Origin of the sequence: Psychroflexus sp. S27, from assembly GCF_002810405.1 — a bacterium.
GTDB classification, from domain to species: Bacteria; Bacteroidota; Bacteroidia; order Flavobacteriales; family Flavobacteriaceae; genus Psychroflexus; species Psychroflexus halocasei_A.
The window spans coordinates 81,606-103,880 of record NZ_NEXQ01000020.1; the positions used below are offsets into that span (position 1 = coordinate 81,606).

22 protein-coding genes are annotated in these 22,275 nt (G+C 33.9%); 5 read left to right on the forward strand and 17 right to left on the reverse strand.

Features of this window, described 5'->3' with window-relative positions; translation table 11 throughout:
• The first annotated feature begins 39 nt into the window (after positions 1-39).
• From rpe to CAP47_RS04525, 3 genes are read left to right on the forward strand one after another with little or no spacing between them, the layout of a single operon-like run.
• Positions 40-699, forward strand: a complete 660-nt coding sequence (rpe, locus tag CAP47_RS04515; RefSeq protein ID WP_100775579.1) for a ribulose-phosphate 3-epimerase — start codon at positions 40-42, stop codon at positions 697-699.
• Positions 700-705: 6 nt separating this feature from the next.
• Positions 706-1,662, forward strand: a complete 957-nt coding sequence (locus tag CAP47_RS04520; protein ID WP_100775580.1) for a YpdA family putative bacillithiol disulfide reductase — start codon at positions 706-708, stop codon at positions 1,660-1,662.
• A gap of 50 nt (positions 1,663-1,712) precedes the next feature.
• A complete protein-coding gene (locus CAP47_RS04525; RefSeq protein WP_100775581.1) occupies positions 1,713-2,798 on the forward strand; it encodes a flavin-containing monooxygenase in 1,086 nt (361 codons plus the stop codon).
• Here the strand turns inward: CAP47_RS04525 and CAP47_RS04530 are convergent.
• From CAP47_RS04530 to dnaK, 9 genes are all read right to left on the reverse strand, one after another.
• Positions 2,768-3,676 carry a Ppx/GppA phosphatase family protein gene (locus CAP47_RS04530; RefSeq protein ID WP_100775582.1) on the reverse strand — a complete coding sequence of 303 codons (909 nt, stop codon included), beginning with the start codon at positions 3,674-3,676 and terminating at the stop codon, positions 2,768-2,770. The genes CAP47_RS04525 and CAP47_RS04530 overlap by 31 nt on opposite strands.
• The gene (gene ppk1, locus CAP47_RS04535) at positions 3,677-5,737 is read right to left on the reverse strand and encodes a polyphosphate kinase 1 (protein WP_100775583.1); all 2,061 of its coding nucleotides are present in this window, start codon (positions 5,735-5,737) and stop codon (positions 3,677-3,679) included. It abuts the gene before it with no gap.
• The gene (locus tag CAP47_RS04540; RefSeq protein WP_100775584.1) at positions 5,738-6,235 is read right to left on the reverse strand and encodes a SixA phosphatase family protein; all 498 of its coding nucleotides are present in this window, start codon (positions 6,233-6,235) and stop codon (positions 5,738-5,740) included. It lies immediately after the preceding gene.
• Positions 6,232-6,879: a pyridoxamine 5'-phosphate oxidase gene (pdxH, locus tag CAP47_RS04545; protein WP_100775585.1), complete on the reverse strand. Its 648-nt coding sequence runs from the start codon at positions 6,877-6,879 to the stop codon at positions 6,232-6,234. Before pdxH ends, CAP47_RS04540 begins: the two co-directional genes overlap by 4 nt.
• A gap of 62 nt (positions 6,880-6,941) precedes the next feature.
• Entirely contained in the window at positions 6,942-7,856 is a 915-nt protein-coding gene (locus tag CAP47_RS04550) for a ribonuclease Z (RefSeq protein ID WP_100775687.1), read from the reverse strand.
• A gap of 6 nt (positions 7,857-7,862) precedes the next feature.
• Complete coding sequence (locus CAP47_RS04555; RefSeq protein WP_100775586.1) at positions 7,863-8,195, reverse strand: ribonuclease Z; 333 nt, start codon at positions 8,193-8,195, stop codon at positions 7,863-7,865.
• Entirely contained in the window at positions 8,185-9,123 is a 939-nt protein-coding gene (locus tag CAP47_RS04560) for an aspartate carbamoyltransferase catalytic subunit (RefSeq protein ID WP_100775587.1), read from the reverse strand. Before CAP47_RS04560 ends, CAP47_RS04555 begins: the two co-directional genes overlap by 11 nt.
• Before the next feature lie 4 nt (positions 9,124-9,127).
• Positions 9,128-9,667 (reverse strand): bifunctional pyr operon transcriptional regulator/uracil phosphoribosyltransferase PyrR, encoded by a 540-nt coding sequence (gene pyrR, locus CAP47_RS04565; RefSeq protein WP_100775588.1) that lies wholly within the window; start codon positions 9,665-9,667, stop codon positions 9,128-9,130.
• A 153-nt stretch (positions 9,668-9,820) separates the two neighbouring features.
• Positions 9,821-11,731, reverse strand: coding sequence for a molecular chaperone DnaK (dnaK, locus tag CAP47_RS04570; RefSeq protein ID WP_100775589.1), 1,911 nt, complete (start codon positions 11,729-11,731; stop codon positions 9,821-9,823).
• 247 nt (positions 11,732-11,978) lie between these two features.
• On the opposite strand from dnaK, the gene CAP47_RS04575 reads away from it, so the two are divergent.
• Positions 11,979-13,418 carry an L-serine ammonia-lyase gene (locus tag CAP47_RS04575; protein ID WP_100775688.1) on the forward strand — a complete coding sequence of 480 codons (1,440 nt, stop codon included), beginning with the start codon at positions 11,979-11,981 and terminating at the stop codon, positions 13,416-13,418.
• Between the two features lie 78 nt (positions 13,419-13,496).
• Here the strand turns inward: CAP47_RS04575 and mltG are convergent, their stop codons facing one another.
• The 3 genes from mltG to dapF are packed head-to-tail and all read right to left on the reverse strand — an operon-like array spanning position 13,497 to position 15,830.
• Positions 13,497-14,540 carry an endolytic transglycosylase MltG gene (mltG, locus tag CAP47_RS04580; RefSeq protein WP_100775590.1) on the reverse strand — a complete coding sequence of 348 codons (1,044 nt, stop codon included), beginning with the start codon at positions 14,538-14,540 and terminating at the stop codon, positions 13,497-13,499.
• The gene (locus CAP47_RS04585) at positions 14,530-15,051 is read right to left on the reverse strand and encodes a GNAT family N-acetyltransferase (protein ID WP_100775591.1); all 522 of its coding nucleotides are present in this window, start codon (positions 15,049-15,051) and stop codon (positions 14,530-14,532) included. The genes mltG and CAP47_RS04585 overlap by 11 nt, the downstream gene beginning before the upstream one ends.
• Complete coding sequence (gene dapF / locus CAP47_RS04590; protein ID WP_100775592.1) at positions 15,045-15,830, reverse strand: diaminopimelate epimerase; 786 nt, start codon at positions 15,828-15,830, stop codon at positions 15,045-15,047. Before dapF ends, CAP47_RS04585 begins: the two co-directional genes overlap by 7 nt.
• Before the next feature lie 108 nt (positions 15,831-15,938).
• Here dapF and CAP47_RS04595 point away from each other — a divergent pair, with 108 nt between their 5' ends.
• Positions 15,939-17,342 carry a trypsin-like peptidase domain-containing protein gene (locus CAP47_RS04595; RefSeq protein WP_100775593.1) on the forward strand — a complete coding sequence of 468 codons (1,404 nt, stop codon included), beginning with the start codon at positions 15,939-15,941 and terminating at the stop codon, positions 17,340-17,342.
• Positions 17,343-17,417: 75 nt separating this feature from the next.
• On the opposite strand, the gene CAP47_RS04600 is transcribed toward CAP47_RS04595, so the two are convergent.
• The 5 genes from CAP47_RS04600 to CAP47_RS04620 form a co-directional block, all read right to left on the reverse strand.
• Positions 17,418-17,984, reverse strand: a complete 567-nt coding sequence (locus CAP47_RS04600; protein WP_100775594.1) for a non-canonical purine NTP diphosphatase — start codon at positions 17,982-17,984, stop codon at positions 17,418-17,420.
• Positions 17,984-19,168 carry a DUF58 domain-containing protein gene (locus tag CAP47_RS04605; protein ID WP_317042689.1) on the reverse strand — a complete coding sequence of 395 codons (1,185 nt, stop codon included), beginning with the start codon at positions 19,166-19,168 and terminating at the stop codon, positions 17,984-17,986. Before CAP47_RS04605 ends, CAP47_RS04600 begins: the two co-directional genes overlap by 1 nt.
• Positions 19,169-19,311: 143 nt before the next feature.
• Positions 19,312-20,358 (reverse strand): AAA family ATPase, encoded by a 1,047-nt coding sequence (locus CAP47_RS04610; RefSeq protein ID WP_100775596.1) that lies wholly within the window; start codon positions 20,356-20,358, stop codon positions 19,312-19,314.
• Between the two features lies 1 nt (position 20,359).
• Positions 20,360-21,556, reverse strand: coding sequence for a DUF4350 domain-containing protein (locus tag CAP47_RS04615; protein WP_100775597.1), 1,197 nt, complete (start codon positions 21,554-21,556; stop codon positions 20,360-20,362).
• Positions 21,549-22,265 carry a hypothetical protein gene (locus CAP47_RS04620; protein WP_100775598.1) on the reverse strand — a complete coding sequence of 239 codons (717 nt, stop codon included), beginning with the start codon at positions 22,263-22,265 and terminating at the stop codon, positions 21,549-21,551. The genes CAP47_RS04615 and CAP47_RS04620 overlap by 8 nt, the downstream gene beginning before the upstream one ends.
• Positions 22,266-22,275: the final 10 nt, after the last annotated feature.

Below are 22,275 nucleotides of genomic sequence, written 5' to 3' on the forward strand. Positions count from 1 at the left end.
AAAAGCAATGATTATTTTTGTACAAATTAATATAAAATTATGGATACCAAAATAATTGCTCCGTCTATTCTTGCTGCTGATTTTGCAAACCTTCAACGCGATGTAGAACTCGTTAACAGAAGCCAGGCTGAATGGCTTCATATCGATATTATGGATGGTGTTTTTGTACCAAATATTTCTTTTGGAATGCCTGTTTTAAAAGCGATACAAAAGCATACCAGCAAGTTTCTTGATGTTCACTTAATGATTGTTGAGCCTGAACGTTATATTGATGAGTTTGCTAAACTTGGTGCAAACATGCTAACCATTCATTACGAAGCTTGCACGCATTTACATAGAAATTTGCAGGCGATTAAATTTAAAGACATGAAAGCTGGTGTGGCGATTAATCCGCATACAAATGTTGAGTTGCTTCGCGATACAATTACAGAGATTGATATGGTTTGCATTATGAGTGTTAATCCTGGATTTGGTGGTCAGCACTTTATAGAAAATACTTATGATAAAATTCGTGATCTTAAAAAGATTATTGAAGACAAAGGCGCCTCGACAAAAATTCAAATCGACGGTGGCGTGACTGATAAAAATGCTAAAGATTTAATAACAGCAGGTGCTGATATACTTGTAGCAGGTAGTTTTGTATTCAAATCGGAAAATCCGACGCAAACTATTGCTGATTTAAATTCTTTGATAAATTAAGATATTATGACTTACGATGTATTGATTATTGGTGGAGGTCCCATCGGGATTGCTTGTGCTTTAGAAGCAAAAAAGAAAAATTTATCATACATCATTATTGAAAAAGGAACGCTCGTCAATTCGCTTTATCACTACCCTGAAAACATGACTTTCTTTTCAACTTCAGAAAAGTTGGAACTTGACAACATTCCTTTTATCAGTAAAAACCCTAAGCCGACAAAGCAAGAAGCTTTAGAATATTACAGACGAGTCGCCACTTCAAATCAAGTGAATATCAAGCTTTTTGAAAAAGTTGAAAAGGTTGAAAAAACTGATGAGCATTTTGAAATTAAAAGTGATAAAGACACTTATTTTACGAAAAACATTGTTGTCGCCACAGGCTTTTATGACATCCCTAATAAACTAAACGTTGAAGGTGAAGATTTACCAAAAGTGACACATTATTATAAAGATCCGCACTATTATGCAATGCAAGATGTTGTTGTTGTTGGCGCGAGTAATTCTTCTGTTGATGCAGCTTTAGAAATTTACAGAAAAGGTGGTAATGTCACTATGATTGTGAGAGGAAAAGATATTGGTGAACGCGTTAAATATTGGGTTCGACCAGACATGATGAACAGAATTAGCGAAGGAAGTATTAAAGCTAATTTTGAATCTGAAATCATTAAAATAGAAAAAGATAAGCTTCACTTTAAAGACAGTCAAGGAAAAATACAGTCTATACCGAACGACTTTGTTTTAGCTTTAACGGGTTATCAACCTAACTTTTCATTTCTAAAAAAATTAGGTGTTAAATTAAGTGATGACCACCTGAAAAAACCGATTTATAACCCTCAAACTATGGAAACAAATCTTGACGGTATTTATTTAGCAGGCGTTATTTGTGGAGGAATGGAAACTCATAAATGGTTTATTGAAAATTCACGTATTCATGCAAAAGTTATCATGAATGCACTGAATTAAGTGATAAAATCTTTTTTTCGTATCTTTCAGCGATAACCATTAAATAATATATGCTGGACTTTGTGATTATTGGGGCTGCCCAAGCAGGACTTTCTATTGCTTACGAATTAAAACAACGCGGATATTCTTTCTTAATTTTAGATAAAGAAGAAGAAATAGGCGCTTCGTGGCTTAACCGTTGGGATTCGCTCAAGTTATTCACACCAGCTGAATTTAACAACCTAAAAGGTTTCGAGTTTCCCGCACCAAATGGAAGTTATCCAAATAAATACGAAGTTGCAGATTATTTCAAGAAGTACGTCAAGCATTTCAACTTTCCAATTCAGCTCAACACACTTGTGACCGAGGTCAAAAAAGAAAAGGGTATTTTTGAAATTTCCCATTCTCAAGGGAAAACAATGGCGAGAAACTTAATTGTTGCGACTGGTCCTTTTCACATTCCTTACACACCAAGATTTGCAGAAAAAATCAGTGATGAAGTCGTGCAATTGCACAGTAATTATTATGAAAATCCTGATCAGCTTCAAGATGGGAAATCTTTGGTGGTTGGTGATGGAGATTCTGGGTTTCAGATATTAAATGAAATTTCAAAGTCAACAAGAAAAACAGTTTACTTTTCAGGAAACACTTCTGTACAAACTTTACCACAAGAGTTTTTAGGAAAAACACTTTGGTGGTGGTTTACAAAAACAGGATTTTTAAGCATCAGTAAGGAATCTTGGTTAGGCCAAAAAATCATCAATTCAAGACAACCCATCATTGGCACAGATGTTAAGGAAATTATTTCAAGAGAAAATGTAGAATGTGTTGGTTTTACTCAGAATGCAGATGATAATCTTATAGAAGCAGAAAAAAAAGATATAAAAAATGTCAAAAATATTATTTGGGCAACTGGTTACCGTCCAAATTTTGAATGGATCAAGGGTTTGGAGTTGGATAAAAATGCTTACCCAATACATGAACGCGGCGTGAGCCACATGAAAGGTCTTTATTTTATAGGCTTACCATGGCTTCACACAAGAGCTTCAGCAACTTTAGGCGGCGTTAAAGAAGATGCAGAATACATCGCAAATCATATTGAAAATCACGTTAAAAAAGAAGTTCCTCAAGAATTTTCAGAAGCAGAAGTTTCTTGATGATAAAGTGATTTTATAATACCATCTGATAAACCAATTTTAGGCACAAGTATCGAGCGTGCACCAACCCATTTCATCGCAGAAAGATATATTTCAGCTGCAGGAATAATAACATCTGCTCTATCTTGATTAAGATTGAGTTGAGCTATTCTTTCTTCGTAAGTCAGTGATTTTAAAAGTTGATAATAAGACGTTAAGTATAAATATGACAAAGGTTTTCCTGCTTTCTTCCCACTTGATTTGAAAATATTATTGATATTACCTCCAGAACCAATCATCTGGATTTTATCATAAGATTTTGCCTTTTCTTTAATCCAATTTTTCGCATCATCCCAAACCTGCTCAGCAACTGTATCATTTAATAACCGGACTGTTCCTAATTTAAAAGATTTAGAGGTCACTGTTTTTCCTTTCGAAAAAAGGGTGAACTCAGTACTTCCACCCCCAACATCAACATACAAATAAGTTTTGTGATCATCAATCATGCTATATAAATCTGTAGCTGCAATAATGGCGGCCTCATCTTTACCATCGATAATATTAATCGAGATACCCGTTTTATCTTTGATCTTATCAACCAGGAGTTCATTATTTTCAGCATCTCGCATGGCTGAAGTTGCACAAGCTCTATACTTTTCAATATTATGACACTCCATTAAGTTCTTAAAAGCATCCATCGCTGTCAACATTCTTTGACAATTGGTTTCAGAGATACGCCCTTCAGTAAAAACATCTTGCCCTAAACGAATAGGAACTCTAATTAAAGATGTTTTTTTAAAGTTTGTCGGTTTATTCTCAACTTCTGTAATTGTAGCAATAAGTAATCTCACTGCATTTGAGCCAATATCGATGGCTGCATATTTTTTGATAGAAAGCATTTACTCTTCTAATTTTTTTAAATAATAATTATAAATTTCAAACTGACTTCTTATGGCTTTACCGCCTTGTCTTCTGTACTCATTCAACGGACTCGCATTTGTGATATCTCTGGCTTTAACATTATCACTCCAACTGATATCAAAAGTATCCATCAATTCTGCTTTTATATCTTCATCATAAATTGGGCAGGTGACCTCAACACGATTATCGAGATTTCTTGTCATCCAATCTGCTGAGGATATAAAAACTTTTGAGTCTCCAGCATTTTCAAAATAAAACAAACGCGTATGCTCTAAGAATTTATCAACGATACTAATGACGTGGATATTTTCACTTAAACCTTCAACTTGAGCTCTCAAGCAACAAATCCCTCTAACAATCAAATCAATTTTCACACCTGCTTGACTCGCTTCGTAAAGTTTTTCAATCATTTTATAATCTGAAAAACTATTCATTTTTAAGCGAATCCTAGATTTCAAGCCTGCTTTATGATTATCGATTTCTTGATCGATTAATTCTATAAATCTTTCTCTCGAATAATGTGGAGAAACAATTAAGTGCTTGTATTTTTTTATTTTGTAATTGACTTCAAAGAAATCAAAAACTTTTTTAATGTCTTTTAAAATTCCTTGATGTGAAGTGAAAAGTGTGTAATCTGTATAAACTTTAGCAGTTATTTCATTGAAATTTCCCGTACTAATAAATCCATACTTCCTCACCTTTTTATCCTCCAAACGATCAATCACACAGGTTTTTGCATGAACTTTAAGACCGACAACACCAAAGATTAATTTAACGCCTTCACGTTCCATTTTTTCAGCATATTTGATGTTATTAACTTCATCAAATCTGGCTTGGAGTTCAATAGATACGGTGACTTTCTTTCCATTTTTTGCGGCATTAATTAAGGAACTTGCAATATGAGAAACCTCAGCCAAACGATAAATTGTAATTTTAATCGCTTTCACTTTTGGATCTAAAGCAGCTTCTCTTAAAAACTTGACAGTGTATGAAAATGTATGATAAGGCGTAAATTGTATAAAGTCTTTATGCTTCAGTTTTGACAACAAACTCCCTTGCATATTTAAGCCTTTCACTGGAAGAGCTTCAATTTTATCATACAATAAATGCTTGGCTCCCAAGTCTGGAAATGCCATATAATCTCGCCTGTTGTGATAACGTCCTCCAGGAATCAGGCTATCAGTGTTATCGATGCCCATTTTCTGAAGGAGAAAATCTAAAGTATCTTGTTCGATTTCTTCATCATAGACAAATCTTACTGGATCGCCGTCAATACGATCTTTGACACTATCAATAATTTTCTTAAAATAACTTTTGTTTAAATCGCGTTCCATTTCCAAAGATGCGTCACGTGTGATTTTCACCATGTGCGCAGAAATAGATTGATAATCGAAAATATTAAAAATCACATCGAGATTGTATCGAATTAAGTCGTCGATGAGCATGATATATTTTTGATCGTTTTGAGAAGGTAGCTCTACAAAACGGCTAATATTGGTCGGGATTTCAATCAGAATATATTTATTGATGATCTCTCCTTGCACCTTCTCCTTCATTTTAACAGCTAGATAGGCTTTAGAATCTTTGAGGTGTGGCACCGTTTCCACTGCGTTTAACATGATTGTGACTAAAGCAGGACTCACCTTTTGAAGAAAGTAATCTTTGATGAATTTTATCTGATAATCTTCAACTTCATTTTCGTTGATAATTGAGATTTTTTGCTTTTTTAATTCCTGCCTAATTTCACTCAATATTCTTAAACTTTCAGCTTGTCTTTCAATAACAATCTCTGTTATTTCATTTAAGAGTTTCCCAGCTTTAAAGCCACCTAAAGCTTTTTTTCCGCTTTTACCAGCTTGATTAATTCGCTTAACGGTTGCGTAACGCACCTTAAAAAATTCATCGAGATTGTTAGAAAAAATCCCCAGAAACCGAAGTCTTTCAATTAAAGGGACGCTCTTATCTGCGGCTTCTTGCAGAACTCGAGCATTAAAATGTAACCAGCTTATTTCTCTGTTAATAAATTTCTTTTCTGCCATTTAGCGGAGATTTTTAGGGAATAAAAAAAGTTGTGTTTCGCCCTTGTCAATTTCAGACCAATGCGATTTTTTAAAGTGGATTTCGACCAATCCAGTAGTTGGAACATTCTGAAAAAATTCAGAACCAATTTGATTAACAACTTCAGTAATCGCTGGATTATGTCCAAAAAGCATCACGTTGTCAATGTCATCTGGCAGATTTTTAATAAAATCTAAAAGCGTGGATGGCGAAAAAGTATAAAGACCATCTTCTACTTTCAAACTTTTGATGTGATCTTTAAGTTGGTGAGCGATTAATTTTGATGTTTCATGGGCGCGAACGGCAGGGCTTGTAAAAGCAGTAAAGTTGTGCCTTACACCAGCTTTATACGCAGTAGTAACCAATTCAGCATCATTAAAAGCTCTCTCTTTTAATGGCCTCTCAATATCTTCTAATTCTTCATCTTTCCATGATGATTTTCCATGTCTGATGATGACTAAGCGTTTTGTTTTCATCATGGCGCGAGTCTTTCTATTTTCCAATTAAAATCTTCTTGCAAAGTGTATAAAAATCTATCGTGAAGTCGATTTGGTCTGCCTTGCCAAAACTCAATTGATTTTGGTTTAACTAAAAAACCACCCCAATTATCAGGTTTCTCAACTTCTTTATCCTTGTAAATACCTTCTAACTTAATCAGCTTTTCTTCTAAAACCTCTCTGTTTTCAACCACTTCACTTTGTGGAGAAACCAAAGCGCCTAGTTGGCTTCCTTTTGGACGAGAAGAAAAATAATTTTCTGAAACTTGCTCAGAAACCTTCTCTACATCTCCCTTAATAATGACTTGACGCTCAAAACTTGGCCAGAAAAAAGAGAGACATCCTTTAGGATATTTGATCAAAGCTTTGCCTTTTTCACTTTCATAATTTGTGTAAAAAACAAAACCATACTCATCGTATGATTTAAGAAGGACAACCCTACTTTTTGGATAACCATCTTCGCTTAAACTGGATATTGTCATTGCGTTGGCTTCATCAATGCTTTCGGAGTCGTCAACTTCATGAAACCAAGTTCTGAATTGTTGCATCGGATTCTCATCCAATTTATCGCGTGTCAATTCAGATTTATTATATATTTTCCTGTAATCGTTTAAATTACTTTGCATTTTAATTCGTTTGCAATAAAAATACACATTGCAAATGAAATTGCCATATAATGACTTTAAAATTATGCTAAATGGTAGGTAAATTTCTTTCCTGAAGAAGCTAATTTTACATTATCAAAAACTGTTTCTGCTTCTTCTTTGAAATCTTCTGTGTCTCGATATCTGGCAGAATAATGTCCTAAAATAAGCTCTCCAACTTTTGCCTTTTGAGCAATGATTCCAGCTTGTTTAGCAGTTGAATGCATAGTTTTATAAGCTAAATCTTCATGTTTCTCAAGAAAGGTCGCCTCATGATACAAAACGTCAACGTCTTGTATTTGCTTAACAATATCTGGTTTAAATGCTGTATCACTACAAAAAGCATAACTCAAAGTTTTTTTTGGAGGTAAAGTCAGTTCTTCATTTTTGATGATTTTTCCTGAAGCTAATTTAACATCTTTACCTTTTACGATACTTTTATAATAAGCTTTTTCAATGGAAAGCTCTTGCAAAACATCTAACAACAACTGTCGATCTCCAGGCTTTTCTTTAAACAAAAATCCATTGGTATAAATTCGATGTTGGAGCGGAATGGTTTCAACACTAACTTTCTCTGTTTCTAAAATTTTCTTAGGTTCTTCAGATTCTAATTCATGAAAAATTAATTGATAAGATAAATGCGTTTTGGTTAAAGCCAATTGATGTTTAATGAAGTTCTCAATACCTTTGGGTCCGTAAATATTTAAATCTGGTTGACGATTAAGCAGACCAAATGTGGATATTAAACCGATTAAGCCAAAACAATGATCGCCGTGCAGATGAGAAATAAAAATGTGTTTTATTCTAGAAAACCTAATTCTATTTCGGCGTAATTGTACCTGTGTACCTTCTCCACAATCAATCAAAAAAACTTCACCGTTAACTTCTAAAACTTGAGAAGTTGGATTTAAAGAAGCTTTGGGCGTTGCAGAATGACAGCCTAAAATACAAAGTTCCATCATGGATTAAAAGCCTAAATCACGTTCGATATCTTCCATTTCAATAATATCATAAGCTTCTTGAACTGTTGGTGCAACTGCAAGTTCTTCAGGGACTTTATCTATATCAATAGTGTCTGTCAACATTACAAAAGACCTTTTAGATATTTTGTGTTGCGTTGATATTTCAATAAAAGGAATTAAATCTAAAGCTTCATTGATTTTCATTTTTGACAAATCAACAATAATGTGTTTGTCTTTTAAGTCTTTATAATCGGCTTTAAGCTTTTCAACAGCTTGCTTCACTTCACTTTTTTTTAATGAAACAATATATGCGTTTTCTTCTTTTTTAATTTTCATAAGATTTGATTTTTGAAGCCAATAAATACAACACTGACATCCGAATGGCAACTCCATTTTCAACTTGATTCAAGATAATTGAATGATCTGAATCAGCAACATCACTTGATATTTCAACGCCACGATTAATGGGACCTGGGTGCATGATTGTGATTTCTTTTGACAAACTATCAAGTAAACTTCTATCTAAACCATATTGCTGCACATATTCTCTAATATTAGGAAAATAAGGCATGTCCATTCGCTCATTTTGAACGCGCAACATATTTGCAATATCGCACCATTCCAATGCTTTATGCAGATTTGGTTCAACTTTAACACCCAAGCTTTCTATATGCTTTGGAATTAAAGAAAGCGGACCACAAACCTTCACTTGAGCGCCAAGCTTTTGTAAGGCAAAAATATTGCTTAAAGCGACTCTTGAGTGTGAAATATCGCCAACGATAACAACTTTTTTACCAGCTAAATCACCATGTTTTTCTCGAGCTGAATAAGTATCTAAAAGCCCTTGTGTTGGATGTTCATGCGTGCCATCACCAGCATTTACAACTGCAGCATTGATTTTGCGAGATAAAAAAACGCCCGCGCCAGGTTGTGGATGTCGCATCACTAACATATCAACCTTCATGGATAAAATATTATTGACTGTATCAACAAGGGTTTCTCCTTTATTAACTGAAGATGAAGCCGCTGAGAAGTTAACAACATCAGCACTTAATCGCTTTTCTGCCAACTCAAAAGATAAACGTGTTCTTGTACTGTTTTCAAAAAATAAATTAGCAATTGTGATATCTCTTAACGAAGGAACTTTTTTAATAGGTCTATTTATGACTTCCTTAAATTGATCCGCAGTTTTGAATATGAGCTGAATGTCTTCTTCAGTAATGTATTTAATCCCCAATAAATGATTTACGCTTAACTCGCTCATATCCTTAATTTTTCACTAAATAAACGGCATCTTCTCCATGAGTTTCTTTCCAATGGACTTTCACTTTCTCGTCATCAATCGCATCAACTTTTCGACCTTTATAAGTCGCTTGTATGGGTAAATGTCGACTAAACCTTCTATCAATCAAACTTAAAAGTTCTATTGATTTTGGTCTTCCGTAAGATTGAATTGCTGTTAAAGCTGCTCGAATACTTCTACCCGTATAGAGGACATCATCTACAAAAACAACATTTTTATTCTCAACGATAAAATCAATTTCTGTTGTATTTGCAGTTAAGGTTTTATCACTTCTTCTAAAGTCATCACGGTAAAAAGTCAGATCAAGTTTACCAACTTCCAAAAAGTCAATTTCTGGCTCCAATTTGAGAATTTCTGCTAATCGATGCGTCAATTGTATACCTCTAGGTTGAAGTCCGATCAAACAAGTTTCTTTAAAATCTTTATGATTTTCGATAAGCTGACAAGCTAAACGATTTAAAATAATATCGATTTCTTTAGTGTGAAGCAATATTTTTTGGCTCATCAGTCTGCGGTCTAAAAAATTTGTAAAACAAAAGTAATTAAAATATTGTTTTAGAGCGATAAGTTTGAATTGAAAGCCAAAACATCTTTAAATGAAAAGAGGCACAACAAATAAATGCTGCACCTCTTTACTTTATTTATAAAGCGAAATAGATTACTTCACTTCTTCAAAGTCGACATCCTCGACATCGTCTCCTTCTTTACTTCCACTTTCTTCACCCTGAGCTCCAGTTGCACCTTGTTGAGCGCCACCTTGAGCATCAGCTTGAGCTTTGTACATTTCTTCAGAAACTTTAGTCCACTCTTCATTAAGCTTTTCTAAAGCTGGCGTAATTTGATCAAGCTCTTTTGTTTCATGCGCTTTTTTCAATTCTTCTAAAGCATCTTCAACTGGCTTCTTCTTATCATCAGAAAGCTTATCTCCAAATTCTTTTAATTGGCTTTCAGTTTGGAAGATCATCGCATCAGCTTCATTAAGTTTGTCCACTTTTTCTTTGGCTTTTGCATCAGCATCAGCATTCGCTTCAGCATCTTGCTTCATTTTAGCGATTTCATCTTCAGTTAATCCTGAAGAAGCTTCAATTCTAATATCCTGAGATTTACCAGTTGCTTTATCAGTTGCGCTCACTTTGATAATTCCGTTTGCGTCAATATCAAAAGTTACTTCAATTTGTGGAGTTCCTCTTTTTGCTGGTGGAATACCATCTAAGTGGAAACGACCAATTGTTTTGTTATCAGCAGCCATTGATCTTTCACCCTGTAAAACGTGAATTTCAACACTTGGCTGATTATCTTGAGCCGTAGAGAAAACTTGAGATTTTTTTGAAGGAATTGTTGTATTCGATTCAATTAACTTCGTGTTTACTCCGCCCATTGTTTCAATACCTAATGATAATGGTGTCACATCAAGAAGTAAAACATCTTTCACATCCCCAGTTAAAACACCACCTTGAATTCCTGCACCAATTGCAACAACCTCATCTGGGTTAACTCCTTTTGAAGGTGCTTTTCCGAAGAAATCTTCAACAGCTTTCTGAACTGCAGGAATTCTTGTAGAACCACCGACTAAAATGACTTCATCAATATCGCTAGTTGATAAACCAGCATCTTTTAAAGTTTTCTCACAAGGAATAATTGTTCTCTTTACTAATTCAGAAATCAATTGCTCAAACTTTGCTCTTGATAAAGTTCTTACCAAGTGCTTTGGTCCTGAAGACGTTGCAGTCACGTATGGTAAATTAATTTCAGTTGAGCTAGAAGAAGATAATTCAATCTTAGCTTTTTCAGCAGCTTCTTTTAAACGTTGAAGTGCCATCGCATCTTTTCTTAAGTCGATATCTTCATCTTTGATAAACTCTTCAGCTAACCAATCGATAACAGTTTCGTCAACATCATCACCACCAAGGTGTGTATCACCATCAGTTGCTAATACTTCAAAAACACCATCACCTAACTCAAGTACAGAAACATCATGCGTTCCTCCACCAAAGTCAAATACTGCAATTTTTTGATCAGAATCTTTTTTATCAAGACCGTAAGCTAATGATGCAGCTGTTGGCTCGTTAATAATACGGCTCACTTTAAGACCTGCAATTTCACCTGCTTCTTTTGTTGCTTGACGCTGAGAGTCATTAAAATATGCTGGAACAGTAATCACAGCTTCAGTCACATCTTGACCTAAATAATCTTCAGCTGTTTTTTTCATTTTCTGCAAAACCATAGCAGAAAGTTCTTGTGGCGTGTACTGGCGACCATCAATATCTACACGTGCAGTATCGTTTTCACCTTTAACCACTTTGTAAGGAACACGTCCTACTTCTCTTTCAGATTCAGAGAATTTATTTCCCATAAATCTTTTGATAGAAGAAATTGTTTTTGTTGGGTTAGTCACTGCTTGTCTTTTAGCAGGATCACCAACTTTAATTTCACCATCCTCTACAAATGCGATAACTGAAGGTGTTGTTCTTTTCCCTTCAGCATTAGGAATCACCGTTGGCTCGTTTCCTTCCATTACAGAAACACAAGAGTTCGTTGTTCCTAAATCTATTCCTATAATCTTACTCATAATAATTTATTTTCGTTGTTCTTATCATTCAAATTCGGTTTCATAATTTCAATCTTTGTGCCATGAAAAATAATATGACAGCATGACAGGTAAACTGACAAAAAGGTAACTCTATCATTTTAAACAACTTAAAGTTGAATTGAAATAAACTCTGAGAATTTAGCAAAACTCGGTATTAACAAGCTTTAGTTTAATAAATCATAAAAAAAGCTGATATTTGTCAGGAATCAAATTGAAAAAATCTGAAATGAAAAAAATTGAATGTATCAGTGTTTTTGATATGCTTAAAATAGGTGTTGGTCCTTCAAGTTCGCACACTTTAGGGCCTTGGCGTGCATCTCAACGCTGGATAGAGGAACTCAAAGATGCTAATATCCTTCACAGAGTTAAAAACATAAGCGTACATTTATATGGCTCATTATCCTTAACAGGAATTGGACATGCAACAGATATTGCAACCGTTTTAGGATTGTGTGGACATGATCCCGTGACGATGGATACATCCATCATCAACTCTGAAATAGATAAAATTAAATCCTCAAAAAAATTAGACCTTGACAAAAGTAACCTGATTGATTTTGATTTTAAAAAAGATATAGAGTTCCATCATGATTTTCTTGAATTCCACCCCAATGGAATGACATACGTTGCACATTTAGAAAACGGTGATAAAATTGAAAGCAGCTTTTTCTCTATTGGCGGAGGTTTCGTCGTTAAAGAGGAAAGAGAAAATGCGAAGCAAAAAATTGAAGAATTTAAAAGCTTTCCTTTTTCAATTGAGAAAGCAACTGATTTAGAAAAATTCTGCAAAGAAGAAAACAAAACAATTGCAGAAATCGTCATGGAAAACGAACGCTCACTCAGAAGCGATGAAGAAATACACAATGAGCTCAAGAAAATATGGGAAACCATGCTTGAGTCAATGTATATTGGCAGCCATACAGAAGGTGAGCTCCCTGGCGGATTACGCGTCACAAGACGTGCAGCTAAAATGAATAAAAAACTACTAGAGGAACTGCACAATACTTATGATTCACCTCAAGAATGGATGGAAACCATTAGAAAAAAAGAAGTCAAATTCAGACAAATTCTACAATGGGTGAGTTGTTTTGCTATTTCGGTTAATGAAGTTAACGCCTCATTAGGTCGCGTTGTGACAGCACCAACTAACGGAAGTTCAGGAACATTACCCGCAGTGATGATGTATTATATGACGATTGAAAATCATAAAGCTGATTTTGAAGATATGAAACGCTTTATGTTAGTCGCTGGTGAAATAGGCAGTTTATTTAAAAAAGGAGCAACTATTTCAGCAGCAATGGGTGGATGCCAAGCAGAAATTGGTGTTTCCTCAGCAATGGCTGCAGGCGCGTTGACTGATTTGATGGGTGGCTCAACTGAACAAGCTTTAATGGCAAGTGAAATCGCAATGGAACATCACTTAGGTTTAACCTGCGATCCTATCGCTGGTCTTGTGCAAGTGCCTTGTATAGAAAGAAACTCAATGGGCGCAATAAAAGCGATCAATGCTGCTGAAATCGCGATGGAATCTGATGCTTCAAAAGCTAAAGTTCCTCTTGATAAAGTCATCAATACAATGTGGGAAACCGCTCAAGATATGAATACAAAATACAAAGAGACTTCTAAAGGCGGCTTGGCCGTTAATGTTGGCCTCAGCGACTGTTAAAAGTTTGTTTTACTCATGACTAAAAAAAGGTTTTGTATTTCTACAAAACCTTTTTTTATGCTTTTATTTTTGATCAGTTTATCTATAAATTTTATTTTCATTGACCCAGCGTCTATACTTATTTGCATAGATATTATGCTGTCTTAATGTTTTAGCAAATTTATGATAACCGAAATTTTCAACATCTGCGACGAAATACAAATAATCATGTTCTTCATAGTTTAGAACTGCATCAATTGATGAAACATCTGGCATTGCAATTGGCGCCGGAGGAACACCTAAATTTAGATAAGTGTTAAATGAAGAAACAATCAATTTATCTTTATTTAAAACACGCTTGATAATTGTATCAGGTCTATTGAGTTGTTTTTTAAGCGCATAAATCAAAGTCGGATCGGCTTGTAATTTCATGCCGCGTTTTAATCGATTGATGTAAACACCTGCAACTCTTGGTCTTTCATCAACTTTCGCTGTTTCTTTTTGTACAATTGCAGCTAAACTTGACACATCAATTCTGGAAAGATTGAGAGCTTTTCTCTTCTTTTCTCGCGAAGGTGTCCAAAAAGATTCGTTTTGTTTAACAAGTCTTTTTCTAACTAATTCCGGAGAACTATCCCAGTAAAATTCATAAGTATTTGGAATATATAAAGACAAAGATTGTTGCTCTGTCATTTCTCGCCCAGCTAAAAACAATGAATCTGAAAGTACGGCATAAATCTCATCTTGAGTTGGATCCAGTTGTTCTGATAAGCGTTCGGATAGCTCTTTTAAACTATTTTGATTATTAAAATTAATATCAACTGGCACATTTGTACTTCTTAAAGTATTGATGATCTCGTTATTATTCATCCCTTTATTCAACACAAAGTGACCTGATTTTACATTATTGTGATAAGCCTTTTTTTCGGCTACCTGAACAAAAGCACCTGCATCTTTTAAATAAGGAGATAAACTATCAACAACAGCTGAAAAATCTGATTTTTTTGAAATATATACAGAATGTTCTTCAGTATCAAAACTCGTATTTGGAGAAAAGATAAGTTGATAAATAGTGAAACTAAAATAGCCCAAAACAACAAGTCCGATTAAGGCTATGGCAAGCAAGATTTTTCTAATGTACATTTCTTATATTTTGATAAACTAAAACTGAAGTGTAAACGCCGTTTTCATAATGCCAATCTTTTAATTCGCCAACTTTTTGAAAATTCAAATTTTCAAAAAGAGAAACACTTTTCTGATTTTCAATATGAATATAAACGTAAATTTGATGCAAATCTAAACGATTATAAGCAAAGTTAAGCATCATTTTTAAAGCAGATTTACCGAGACCTAAAGATTGATAATCTTCATGAATGATAATTCCTAAACCAGCGCGTTTATGCTGCGGATTGAAATCATATAAATCAATAAATCCAATTGGTGTATGATCAGATAAACTCACAACCAGACGCAATTGTTTTGCTTCATAAATATCTAAATGCGCATTTGAAATATAATCTTTTAAAAGCTTTTTTGAATACGGTTGAAGCGTATCACTGAGATGCCAAAACTTCTGAAGGTTTTCGATTTCAAATAAAAAATCAAGATCTTCAGGCTCCAACGCTCTTAAATGTATGGCTGTATTTTCTAACATTCGATTTCTCCTTTAAAAACAAATTTAGCTGGACCTTTTAACCAGATATCTTCAAAATTTTGAGCGTTTTTCATATTAAAATCAACACTTAAATCTCCGCCAACTGCTTTAACTTGTATTGGTTTTTTGAGGTTTTCATATTTAACAAAACTAGCAATTGCAGCAGCAGTAACACCTGTTCCACAAGCTAAGGTTTCATCCTCAACACCACGCTCATAAGTTCTGATAAGAAGTTGATTGCCTTTTTTTTGGATAAAATTGACATTGGTTCCGTTTTGAGATTCGTAAGCTGAGGAATAACGAATGTCAGCGCCTTTCTTTTTGATATCAATTGAGGAAAGATCATCAACAAAGACAATGTGATGCGGTGAACCTGTATTGAGATAAAAGGAATCTGATTCTTGTTTAATTTCAGTAATATTTGACATTTTTAGCTGAACCAAATCTTCTTCAAAATAAGCTTCATGTAAACCATCAATTGCTTCAAAAACACAAGATTTTTCAATTAAGCCTAGTTTTTTTGCAAAAGCAACAATACAACGGCCACCATTTCCGCACATCGTGCTTTCATGGCCATCGGCATTATAATATACCATCTTGAAGTCAACATGACTTTGCTTTGAGTTTGCGAGAAGAATCAGTCCATCTGCACCAACTCCAAAACGTCTGTCACACAGAAATTGAACTAATTCATTGCTGAAATTTTCATTAAACTCTCTTGCGTCTATCATGACAAAATCATTGCCTGCGCCTTGATATTTGTTAAAGTTTAGTTTCATATTCTGCAAAGATAAGAATAAATGCCTATTATCTGTGTGGTTAAAAACGCGTTAAAAAGGTAATAACTAAAGAGTAATAGTCAATAAATTAGCATAAAAAATAGAAAAATGAAAGATACTTTTAAATTAGCTTTAATCGCAATTATTGCAAGTGGTTTGAGTATAGGCTCATACCATTTTATTTATAACAATCCTTCAGAAAACGAAGAAAAACCAACATTTGAGTGGTCTTCAGAAAGTGCTCCTTTGGTCCAAACTTCTGCAAAAACTTATGATGCATCACCAGATAATTTTACCGCAGCTGCTGAAAACACAGTTGATGCAGTTGTCCACGTCAAAAATATGACACTCATGCGAACTGCTTCAAGTTATTATGAATATAAATTTGGCGGCGGCGAAACCAGAAAAGTTTTACGCGGTGCTGGCTCTGGTGTCATCGTGAGTCCAGATGGTTACATCGTAACAAACAATCACGTGATTGAAGGCGCCAATGAAATACAAGTGACTTTAAATGACAATGAAACTTTTACAGCCGAAATTATCGGAACTGCACCTGAATCAGACATCGCTTTATTAAAAATTGAAAAAGATGGTTTGAAGTATTTACAGTTTGGCGATTCTAATTCAATCAGAGTTGGTGAATGGGTTTTGGCTGTGGGAAATCCATTTAATTTAACCTCAACAGTGACAGCTGGCATTATCAGTGCAAAGGCTAGAGATTTGAATAATAATGATAATCAATTTCAATCTTTTATACAGACTGATGCTGCCGTTAATCCAGGGAACTCTGGTGGTGCCTTAGTGAACACCAAAGGAGAATTGATCGGGATTAACACGGCCATTACTTCTCAAACAGGTTCATTTATCGGGTATTCTTTTGCAGTTCCTAGTAATAATGCCAAAAAAATTATTGAAGATTTAATTGAATATGGAAGTGTGAGAAAAGCAGTTTTAGGTGTTAGGGGAACTGATATTAACGAACAAAATTATAAGCAGTTAGAAACTGAAATTTCACAAGGTTTTCTTATTGGAGATGTTTCTAAAAAAAGCGGTGCTGAAAAAGCTGGATTGCAAAAAGATGATATCATTACAAAAATAGACAATATCAGAATCCGTCGTTTTTCAGATATGGCTGGTTATTTAAATTCTAGAAATCCAGGTGATAAAGTAAATGTGACTTACTTGAGAAATGGCAAAACCAAAGAAACAACAATTCAGTTGGATATACTTTCAACTTATTTAATAAAATCTATTGGTATTGAGGTTCAAAATATTGAAAAGAAGGATCTAAAGAAATTTGGAAACGCAAAAAATGGGGTTGGTATAAGTGAAATTTTTGATAAACGTTTAGAAAATTCGTTTATATCTGAATCCATTATTACGAAAATTAATAAAGAAGAGGTCAACTCTATTGAAGATGTCAGAAAAATTATTAATCAAAGTAAAAGTCAAACTTTACTCATCACTTTTATGACAAAAGATGGTGAAGAAAGTACTTATGTTTTTAGGTAATTTATTTTTGAATTATAAACAAAAACGTCAAGAATTTTAAATTTAATTCTTGACGTTTTTTTTACTCTTTTTTCATTAAAGACTTTTAATAAATTTTTGAAAAGCCAAAGCTCTATGGCTGATTGTATTTTTCAATTCAGATGACATTTCTGCAAAACTTTTCTCATAATTATCTGGCCGAAATAAAGCATCATAACCAAAGCCGCCTTCTCCTCTCTCCTGCTCTAAAATTTCACCCTTACAAATTCCTGTGAAATTTGTTATTTCACCATTATTCACAAAACAAATCACGGTTTTAAAATGAGCTTTTCTATTATTTTTCGAGTTTAATTCTTTGAGTAATTTTTGTCTGTTTGCTTCATCACTTTTCTCTTCGCTCGCATAACGTGCTGATCTTACACCTGGTTCTCCATTCAGCGCATCAACTTCAAGACCTGTATCATCAGCAAAACAAGGCATTCCAAAATGTTTTGCAATCGTTTCAGCTTTAATTTGTGCATTACCTTCAATCGTGTCAGAAGTTTCTTCAATATCATCGTGATAACCTAAATCAGTGAGTGAAACCAGCTCATATTGCTCTGGCATCATTTCTTTAACTTCTTTGAGTTTATTCGCGTTGTGTGTGGCAAAAATGAGTTTCATTATATTAATCCTTTGGCTTTAATTTCTAAATACTTATTAATGGTATTGACTGACAAATCTTGAGGTTTTGTCAAAATTGATTGAATACCATTTGCGTTTAATGACTTCACCATTAGCCTTTTTTCATAAGAGAATTTTTCGGCGACTGTTTTTTCATAAACACTTGTAATATCATCTGCTTTTGCATGAATCATGTCGTCAATTTCAGTATTTTCAAACAAAACAACCACAACCAGATGCTTTTGAGATAAAGCTCTCAGATATGGTAATTGTCGCTCTAAACTCACTTGATGTTCAAAGTTTGTATAAACTAAAAGCATGGAACGCTGCGTGATTGAGCGTTTGACTTGCGCATATAATCGCTGAAAATCTGAAACTAAATAATTTGACTCAATGTTGTAAAGCTTTTCTAAAACGCGATTAAGCTGAGTTTTTTTATCAGTTGCTTTAATAAAATCACGACAGTCTTCAGCAAAGGTCATCAAGCCTATTTTATCATTCTTTTTTAAAGCAATATTACTAAAAGCTAAAGTTGAATTAATCGCATAATCTAATAACGACAAGCCTTCAAAAGTCATTTTCATCAATCGACCACGATCGATGATATTGTAAATTGGCTGAGATTTTTCATCCTGATATTGATTTACCATCAATTGGTCGTATTTAGCTGTTGTTTTCCAATTAATCGTTCTGACATCATCACCTGGCACATATTCCTTGATTTGCTCAAACTCAAGGGTGTGACCAATTCGTCTGATTTTTTTAGCTCCAAAATCTGACTGCCTATCAAGCGCCAAAAATGCCAAAGCTTGCATTTGAATGTAAGACGGATAAACTTTCACCTCAGCATCTGCATCAAATCTGTATCGCCTTTTTATCAATCTAATGGGAGACGAAACAAAACAATTAATCGCACCGAAAACATAAGTTCCACGTTCTTGTGGTGTTAGCAAGTAGGTGAATTCTGACTTTTCTTTTGTCTGTAATTTTATTCTTTTATAGAAATCTCTTTTCTGAAACTGAATCGGAATTTCATCAATCACTTCAACATCAATTGAAAAGTTATAGCCGTTTTCAAGTTGAACTAAAACAGGGTTTTCATCGCTGTTTGAAAATCTTTCAGTTAAAACACGTTTTGCTTTAAAAGCTCTATTTTTATATAATGTCAGTATTTCTGTAAGCATTAAAAAAACAAGAAACAACAACAGAAGCCAAGCTGGCAAATACAAAAAATGTAGCCAAGCAGACAGCAAGAAAACAGCAGCAATGCTGAATAAGCTGATAAAAAATCGCTGACTAAAAAAAAGTGATTTGATGAATTTGATCACTATCTCGGGATTTCTACAGATTTCACAATCATATCAACCACATCTTCAGTATTCATGCCTTCCATTTCTTTTTCTGGCGTAAGCACAATTCGATGGTTTAAAACAGGTTCCAAAGATTTTTTAATATCATCTGGTGTCACAAAATCTCGGCCTTGAATTGCTGCAAAAACTTTTGATGTATTCAAAATAGCAATTGAAGCTCTTGGCGAAGCACCTAAAATGAGATGTGGATGTTGACGCGTTTGATGCACAATTTCGGCGATGTAATCAAAAAGCTTATCCTCAACAATCACATCTTTTAATAAGTTGCGATATTTCAATAAATCATCAGCGTTTAAAACAGATTTGATTAACGAAATCGCATCTTTATTTTTACGTTCGTGGTGCGTTTTGATCACTTCTTTTTCTTCTTCTAAGCTTGGATAAGTGAGTTTTATTTTAAATAAAAATCTATCGAGTTGCGCTTCTGGCAAAGCGTAGGTTCCCTCCTGCTCAATCGGGTTTTGAGTAGCGACAACCATAAATGGCGGCGGCATTTTATAAGTTGTGCCATCCATTGTGATTTGTTGTTCTTCCATAACCTCAAACAAAGCTGATTGCGTTTTAGCAGGTGCTCGGTTAATTTCATCAATTAAAACAATATTTGAAAAAATCGGTCCTTTTTTAAACTCAAATTCTGATTTTTCTTTGCTGTAAATCGATGTTCCTAAAACATCACTCGGCATCAAATCCGGCGTAAATTGAATACGATTAAATGAGGTATCTATCGTTTTTGCGAAAAGCTTTGACGTAATTGTTTTTGCAATTCCTGGCACACCTTCAATCAAGACATGACCATCGGCAAGCAGACTGACAATTAATAAATCGATGAATTTATCTTGACCGATAATCACTTGCTGAATTTGACTTTTAAGTTGCGTAACAGCTTCTTTTAAGTTTTCTAAAGGAATGCGAGCATCAAACTCAGAAGAATGTTCTGTCGTTTGCTCAACGCTTTCAATATTTTGCTCTGTATTTTTCTGTTCTTCTGAATTAAATTCTTCCATATTATTGATAAGGATTTAGATATTCTTCGAGTAAAATTAAATCTTTTTTTGAGACTGTCTCCAATTGATTAATTCGCTCGATATATTTGAATGTTTTGATGATGTGCTCCTCTGATTGTTCAGATTTTAGAGCTAAATTTTTAATAAAAGTTTTGTCTATATCTTGTGTTTGCAAATGATATTTTTGTCTGATTTTTGCAAAAAACAAATCAATTTTCAGCATTGCAATTTTTTTATGATTGCTTTTATTCACATACATGTCAGCAATTGTTTTGACATATTCGTATGATTTATTTTGCAATGGCTTCACGATTTTAATCGCTTTCTGCTTGCGTTTGCCTTCAAAGAAAATAAAAATAATCAAACTTATAATCAAAAGATAATAAGTGATTCTGAGATATTTATTGTTCAATAAATAATGCAATAAACTATCAATAGTTTCTCGTCCGTTTTTATAATAAGCATCCCAAACAATAGGTTTTGAAGTGTCAACAAACTGCATCACCGCTGAAGTATAGCGATAATTATCATCTGTTAGTAAAAAATGATTTGAGAATACTTCTGGCATTGTATGTAAATAAAATTGACCTTTCCCAAAAGGAACTTTGATGAAGTTGACATGCATTCTATTGTTAACAATACTATCAGAATCTGCTCTAAATTCTCCTAAAATAGTCGTTTTGATTGTGTCAATTTCTTTGAAGTAAGCAAAGTAATTTTGATCTCTATCATAAAGTTTATCAGCACCAATCTCAAAGTTTTCATTAGATAAACTCAACAAAGGTTTGTAGCTAATTCTGTTATTTAAAGAATATCCTGAAATCAACAAATTTAAGGTATCCATAATTGCGGGCGCGGTTGATGTCGCCATAAAAACATCATTTCCCCTTTCAACCCATTGTAGTAAAGAATCAGTTTCTGCGCCGTTGATTGCTATGTAACTATTGATCAATAAAAGTGTTTTGAGAGAGTCATTTTTATGAGAAAACAATTCAAAAGGCGGTCGATTATTCATTTGAAAATCAAGATCACTTTCTTGTAATTGATCAAAGAATATTTTTGCTCCTAAAGGAATTTTTGCATCGCGATGATAGCTTGGCGTCCAATCCAAAGGTTCCTTAGCCGTTGCTTCTAATAAAAATATAAAAAGTACCAAAAACACAAACAAACCAATCATGATTTTAAAAGATCTATTCATTTTTTTTGGCTTTAGGAATTTGACTTAATAAGTCTTCAAATTCTTTTTTTACAGTTACAAATAATGAATCGTCAACAGCAAAATCACCATACCATATATAATCATAATAGCGTGTTACCTCCGAAAAATGATCATCTAAAACTGTTTTTGACAATTCTTTTTGGTAGGCTTCATTTGTTTTTTGATATTCATAATCGATGAGTTCTTTATCGCGTAATTTCTTTAAAATCAATAAAAAATAATAGCGTGTTGCTAACCTGTATTCAGCGTCAGCAATTGCTTTTTCAATAAGTTTCGGGATGTCTTTTTGATTGATAATTTCTTCCTCTTCTGTCCAATTCAATTCTGAAGAATTTGAATTTTTTAAAAAAGATTGACCTGGGTTGTATTTCGCAAATAAATAGATAATTAAGAAAATTAATCCGGCAATTGAGCCCCATTTGAGGATAAAACCTAAAACACTCCAAAAGTTTGAGCCATCAACATCAGCAAAAAGCCAATTTAAAAACTCATTCCATTTAAGAGTCGCCCAATTTTTAAATCGTTGCCATAAGCTAGGTTCTTCAATATATTCCGTGTAATCAAAATCAGAATCATTAAGATATTCTTCTTTAAAATCTGATTCAAAAAAATCTTTTTGTTGGTAAGTTTCATCATCGTATTGAAGCTCATTTTGTGCAAAACTTGGCAACACAAAACCTAGCAACATGATGATGAAG

Excerpts from the sequence above, each read along its gene's own strand:
- CAP47_RS04585 (WP_100775591.1), bottom strand. The coding sequence starts at position 15,051 with ATGTTAGAAAATACAGCCATACATTTAAGAGCGTTGGAGCCTGAAGAT.
- CAP47_RS04575 (WP_100775688.1), top strand. The coding sequence starts at position 11,979 with ATGAAAAAAATTGAATGTATCAGTGTTTTTGATATGCTTAAAATAGGT.
- CAP47_RS04610 (WP_100775596.1), bottom strand. The coding sequence starts at position 20,358 with ATGGAAGAATTTAATTCAGAAGAACAGAAAAATACAGAGCAAAATATT.
- pyrR (WP_100775588.1), bottom strand. The coding sequence starts at position 9,667 with ATGAGCCAAAAAATATTGCTTCACACTAAAGAAATCGATATTATTTTA.
- CAP47_RS04595 (WP_100775593.1), top strand. The coding sequence starts at position 15,939 with ATGAAAGATACTTTTAAATTAGCTTTAATCGCAATTATTGCAAGTGGT.
- CAP47_RS04550 (WP_100775687.1), bottom strand. The coding sequence starts at position 7,856 with ATGGAACTTTGTATTTTAGGCTGTCATTCTGCAACGCCCAAAGCTTCT.
- CAP47_RS04560 (WP_100775587.1), bottom strand. The coding sequence starts at position 9,123 with ATGAGCGAGTTAAGCGTAAATCATTTATTGGGGATTAAATACATTACT.
- mltG (WP_100775590.1), bottom strand. The coding sequence starts at position 14,540 with ATGTACATTAGAAAAATCTTGCTTGCCATAGCCTTAATCGGACTTGTT.
- ppk1 (WP_100775583.1), bottom strand. The coding sequence starts at position 5,737 with ATGGCAGAAAAGAAATTTATTAACAGAGAAATAAGCTGGTTACATTTT.
- CAP47_RS04525 (WP_100775581.1), top strand. The coding sequence starts at position 1,713 with ATGCTGGACTTTGTGATTATTGGGGCTGCCCAAGCAGGACTTTCTATT.
- CAP47_RS04520 (WP_100775580.1), top strand. The coding sequence starts at position 706 with ATGACTTACGATGTATTGATTATTGGTGGAGGTCCCATCGGGATTGCT.
- CAP47_RS04540 (WP_100775584.1), bottom strand. The coding sequence starts at position 6,235 with ATGATGAAAACAAAACGCTTAGTCATCATCAGACATGGAAAATCATCA.
- CAP47_RS04530 (WP_100775582.1), bottom strand. The coding sequence starts at position 3,676 with ATGCTTTCTATCAAAAAATATGCAGCCATCGATATTGGCTCAAATGCA.
- CAP47_RS04600 (WP_100775594.1), bottom strand. The coding sequence starts at position 17,984 with ATGAAACTCATTTTTGCCACACACAACGCGAATAAACTCAAAGAAGTT.
- CAP47_RS04605 (WP_317042689.1), bottom strand. The coding sequence starts at position 19,168 with ATGCTTACAGAAATACTGACATTATATAAAAATAGAGCTTTTAAAGCA.
- CAP47_RS04620 (WP_100775598.1), bottom strand. The coding sequence starts at position 22,265 with ATGTTGCTAGGTTTTGTGTTGCCAAGTTTTGCACAAAATGAGCTTCAA.
- CAP47_RS04615 (WP_100775597.1), bottom strand. The coding sequence starts at position 21,556 with ATGAATAGATCTTTTAAAATCATGATTGGTTTGTTTGTGTTTTTGGTA.
- rpe (WP_100775579.1), top strand. The coding sequence starts at position 40 with ATGGATACCAAAATAATTGCTCCGTCTATTCTTGCTGCTGATTTTGCA.
- dapF (WP_100775592.1), bottom strand. The coding sequence starts at position 15,830 with ATGAAACTAAACTTTAACAAATATCAAGGCGCAGGCAATGATTTTGTC.
- dnaK (WP_100775589.1), bottom strand. The coding sequence starts at position 11,731 with ATGAGTAAGATTATAGGAATAGATTTAGGAACAACGAACTCTTGTGTT.
- pdxH (WP_100775585.1), bottom strand. The coding sequence starts at position 6,879 with ATGCAAAGTAATTTAAACGATTACAGGAAAATATATAATAAATCTGAA.
- CAP47_RS04555 (WP_100775586.1), bottom strand. The coding sequence starts at position 8,195 with ATGAAAATTAAAAAAGAAGAAAACGCATATATTGTTTCATTAAAAAAA.